Source organism: Allostella sp. (assembly GCF_041913585.1).
Classification (GTDB): domain Bacteria; phylum Pseudomonadota; class Alphaproteobacteria; order ATCC43930; family Allostellaceae; genus Allostella.
Map to the genome: position 1 here is coordinate 82,860 of NZ_JAYSFE010000002.1, position 3,925 is coordinate 86,784.

Annotated in this window: 4 protein-coding genes and 1 tRNA gene; 3 read left to right on the forward strand and 2 right to left on the reverse strand. The window is 74.7% G+C overall.

Annotation, left to right across the window (positions count from 1 at the left end; translation table 11 throughout):
- A partial coding sequence (locus tag ACE3Q3_RS01070) for a sulfotransferase domain-containing protein (protein ID WP_374440498.1) occupies positions 1–894 on the reverse strand: 894 nt, incomplete at its 3' end.
- A gap of 107 nt (positions 895–1,001) precedes the next feature.
- Here ACE3Q3_RS01070 and ACE3Q3_RS01075 point away from each other — a divergent pair.
- Complete coding sequence (locus ACE3Q3_RS01075; protein WP_374440501.1) at positions 1,002–1,667, forward strand: glutathione S-transferase family protein; 666 nt, start codon at positions 1,002–1,004, stop codon at positions 1,665–1,667.
- A 7-nt stretch (positions 1,668–1,674) separates the two neighbouring features.
- Here the strand turns inward: ACE3Q3_RS01075 and ACE3Q3_RS01080 are convergent, their stop codons facing one another.
- Positions 1,675–3,210, reverse strand: a complete 1,536-nt coding sequence (locus ACE3Q3_RS01080) for a M81 family metallopeptidase (protein WP_374440503.1) — start codon at positions 3,208–3,210, stop codon at positions 1,675–1,677.
- Between the two features lie 77 nt (positions 3,211–3,287).
- On the opposite strand from ACE3Q3_RS01080, the gene ACE3Q3_RS01085 reads away from it, so the two are divergent.
- Positions 3,288–3,782 carry a hypothetical protein gene (locus tag ACE3Q3_RS01085; protein ID WP_374440506.1) on the forward strand — a complete coding sequence of 165 codons (495 nt, stop codon included), beginning with the start codon at positions 3,288–3,290 and terminating at the stop codon, positions 3,780–3,782.
- A gap of 66 nt (positions 3,783–3,848) precedes the next feature.
- Positions 3,849–3,925 (forward strand) — tRNA-Arg (locus tag ACE3Q3_RS01090).

Consider the following 3,925-nt stretch of genomic DNA (forward strand, 5'->3'; position numbering starts at 1 on the left):
CTCCAGCGCCTGCATGCGCTCGAAGCGGCACTCCTCGACCGTGGCGGCGATGCCGGCCGCGTCCGGCGCCGGCAGCCCGAGGAACTCCAGCGCCGCCGTCAGGCCGGCGGCCGGATCGGCGACGAGGTCCTCGTAGTCCAGGCGCAGCAGCGCCGTCGGCGCTGCGCGGCCGGCCGCCCAGGCGTTGTAGAAGGCGACGATATTGGGGATGCCGCCCCGCGGGTGGCGCACGAACTCCGCCAGCGTGCCGGCGAAGGGCTCGACGCGGAAGGCCTCGTGGTTCCGGGTCGTGCGGTGGAAGAAGTAGGAAACGGCGACGTCGCGCGGGTCGCGCACCTGCAGCAGCACCCGGCAATGGGCATAGATGCCCTTGTCGCGGGCGATGTCCTCGACCCGCTTCAGCTCGGGATCGTCATCGTGGGTGACCTCCAGGCGCGGCAGGTCCGGCCGCAGCGCGGCGAGCCGCGCGAGATCGGTCGGGTCGGCGAGCACGGGCCCGCCCGCCCGGGCGACGGCACGGCCGATCATCATGCGCAGCCAGGTGCGGCCGCACTTGGGGTATTCGAGCAGGAACGCGTCGGCGGCCGCATAGGTCAGCAGCCGGTCGAGCTGGATCGCGATGCCCGGCAGCGAGGCCGGGTCGATCGCCTGGATCGGCAGCACGAAACCGTAGCGCGCGAGGTCCGGCAGCGCCGACCGTGCCGCCTCCAGGGCGGCCAGCCGCGCCGGCTCCGATGGCGCCATCGCCGCCGCGGCGAAGGCGCGGACGAGACCGGCGACCGCGCCGTCCTGCGGCAGGAGCCGGCGGCCGGCGGCGGCAAATGTCGGCCAATCGTTGGCGCGGAAGGGCGCCAGCAGGGCGAGCGCGTCGGCACGGGCGATCGGGCGGGTCATCGGGCGATCCTGCGGGGGGCGATCCTGCGGGCGGCGGGCGGTTGGGTCTGGGGCCGCCCTCGCGTCCAGGGTACCCTGGACAGGGCAGCGACGGGGAGACGGCAGGCATGGCGGCACGCTCGGGCGGGACGATCACGGTCTATGGCGCGGCCGCCTCCGGCTCGGTCGCGGTCGAGGCGGCGCTGACCCTGATGGGCATCCGCTACCGGCTGGTCGAGGGTGCCACCTGGCAGGACGAGGCGGCGCGCACGCGGGTCGAGCCGGCCAACCCGATGCGCCAGGTGCCGACCCTGGTGCTGCCGTCGGGCGACGTCATGACCGAGAGCGCGGCCATCCTGATCTGGCTCGGCGACGCCCACCCGGAGGCCGGCCTCGCGCCGGCACCGGGCGACCTCAGGCGGGCGCAGTTCCTGCGCTGGATGGTCTATGTCGCGACCGCGATCTACGCGCTCCACTGGATCAAGCCCGACCCGGCGCGGGTCGGCGCCCCGCCGGCGCTGCGCGAGGTCGTCGTCGACGCCGTGCACGACCGCATCGCCGAGTGCTGGGCGATCATGGACCGGCAGATGACGCCCGGGCGCTGGCTGCTCGGCGACCGCCTCACCATGCTCGACCTCTACGTCGCCGTGGTTTCGCGCTTCGGCCCCTGGCGCCGCCGCTTCTACGCCGCGGCGCCGCGGATGACGCCGATCGTCCGCCGCGTCGACGCCGAGCCGCGGCTGGCCGACTTCTGGCGCCGCCGCTTCCCGTTCGCCGACGGCTGGGAGGGATGAGGCGACCCTAGACGACGAGGCTCGCCGGCGGCGCCCAGCCGACCTCGGCGTCGAGCGGGAAGATCGGCCGCGGGACATTGACGAGGCCGGCCTTGGCGAGCACCGGCGTCGTCAGGCCGGGGACGTCGACCTCGACGATCCGGTCGACCGGGAAGCGCTCGTCGAAGCCGGCGCGGAAATGGCCGCGGCTCTTCACCACCAGCGAGCGGACCCGGGCGAGGTCGACGCCGACCTGCTCGATCTGCGCCGGGTCGAGCAGCTGGTTGCGGACCGAGACGACGACGACGTCGATGCCGCCGAGGCGGAGGCGCGCGCTCGGCCCCAGCTTCTGGGTGCGGCCGGCGAGCATGCCGCGGCGGCCGACGACGGTGCCGTCGGCCGTCGCCATGACCTCGGCGTCGGCCTCGAAGGGCCGGGAGAAGGCCTGGGTCTCCGACCGGTTGAAGCGCGCCCGGAAGCGGGCGCCGGCGCCGAGCGCGTGCGCCTCGGCCGCCAGTTCGGGATCGTTGACGATGCCGACGGTGCAGCCCTCGACGCCGGCTTGGTGGAACGCCTCCAGGATCCACATGGTGTTGCCGCGGCCGCCGCCGCCCGGGTTGTCGGCGACGTCGGCGAAGAGGAGCGGCGGCAGCTTGGAATCGCGGCCGACGGCGAGGGCGAGCCTTGTCGCCTCCGCGAGCGGGGTCAGCTTCGGCACGTAGCGGGCACGGTCGGCCCAGGCGCGGGTGGCGACGTCGCGGGCGATGCGGTCGGCCAGCGCCGGGTCGCCCGCCGTGGTGACGATCACCGACATGCCGGCCTTGGGCGTGTCGCCCGACGTGAAGCCCGAGGCGACCGAGACATTGACGACGTCGCCGCCGATCAGGCCCTCGGCATAGCGGATGATGTCGGCATAGGGACCCTCGCTGGTGTTCTGGGTCACCGACGGCGGGATCAGCGGCAGCTTGGCGTAGGCCTTGGCGGTGCGCATGCCGCCCAGCATGCGGTGCAGGATCCGGGCGCAGTCGGCGCCGCGCTCGGCCATGTCGACATGCGGGTTGCGGCGGTAGACGACGAGCGCATCGGGCTCGGCGACCATGCGCCGGCTCAGGTTCGCGTGCAGGTCGAGGGTGGCGACGATCGGCACGTCGGGGCCGACGACGGCGCGGATGCGCTGGAACACGACGCCGTCCGGGTCCGGCTCGACGGTGGCGATGGCGGCGCCGTGCTGCGACAGGAAGACGGCGTCGACCGGCAGCGCCGCCTGCAGGCGCCGGCACATCGCGTCGACGGTGCGGTCGAAGAAGCCCTGCTCGGCCGAGCCGCTGGCGCCGGCCGAGGTCATGACGAGGGGCACCGGCACCCAGTCGCCGGCTTCGTTCATCGCCTTCCAGAAGCCCCACAGGGTCGCCGGCATGCGCGGCGCCGGCCGGGCGAGGTCGGCCAGGATGTCCTCGCCCTCGGCATAGACGGCGGCGCGGAACTCCGCCTCGGTCGCGACCGGGGCATGGCAGTTCGATTCGAGCATGAAGCCGCCGATGGCGACGCGCGGCGCGGCTGGCATGACGGGGGACTCCTGGCAGGCGGGGATGACGCGAGGGAACTCACCACCGACTGTGGGTGTTTTCCGGACGGGACACAATGGCTGGAACATCGACCACCCTGATCGCGGCCATCGCCGCGCTCGCCGCCGGCGTCGTCGAGCCCGAGGCCGCCCGCCGCGATCCCGTCGCCGCCGCCTCCGAGGCGATTGCCGCGGCGCTGGTGCCGATCGGCCTCGCGCACGCCTTGGCCGAGCGCTGCCGATCCGTCGACCCGGCCGGCAACGGCGTCCGGGCGGCCGCACTCGCCGACTGGCGCCGCCGCAACGCCGTCCGGCCGTTCGAGGTGGCGCTGGCCGCGGTCGCCGCCCGGGCCCCCGAGCTCACCGATGGCCACGGCCGGATGCGGGCCGCCGCCGCTGCCCAGGCGGCCGAGACGATCGCCCGCGACCCGGCCGCCTGTCGCCGCCTGCCGCAGACCCTGGCCGACCCGCACTACCGCATCGCCCCGGTCACCACCCGCGCCGCGCCCCTCCTCCACCGCCTCGCCGCCGCCCTCGACCGCGCGACCGCCCGCCACCACGCCGCCCGCTGAGCGCGGCCGAGCGCATCGCCCATTTGCACCCCCGGATCGCTTCGGCTATGGTCCCGCCCGGCCAAGGCACCCGTAGCTCAGCTGGATAGAGCGCTGCCCTCCGAAGGCAGAGGTCGTGAGTTCGAATCTCGCCGGGTGCGCCA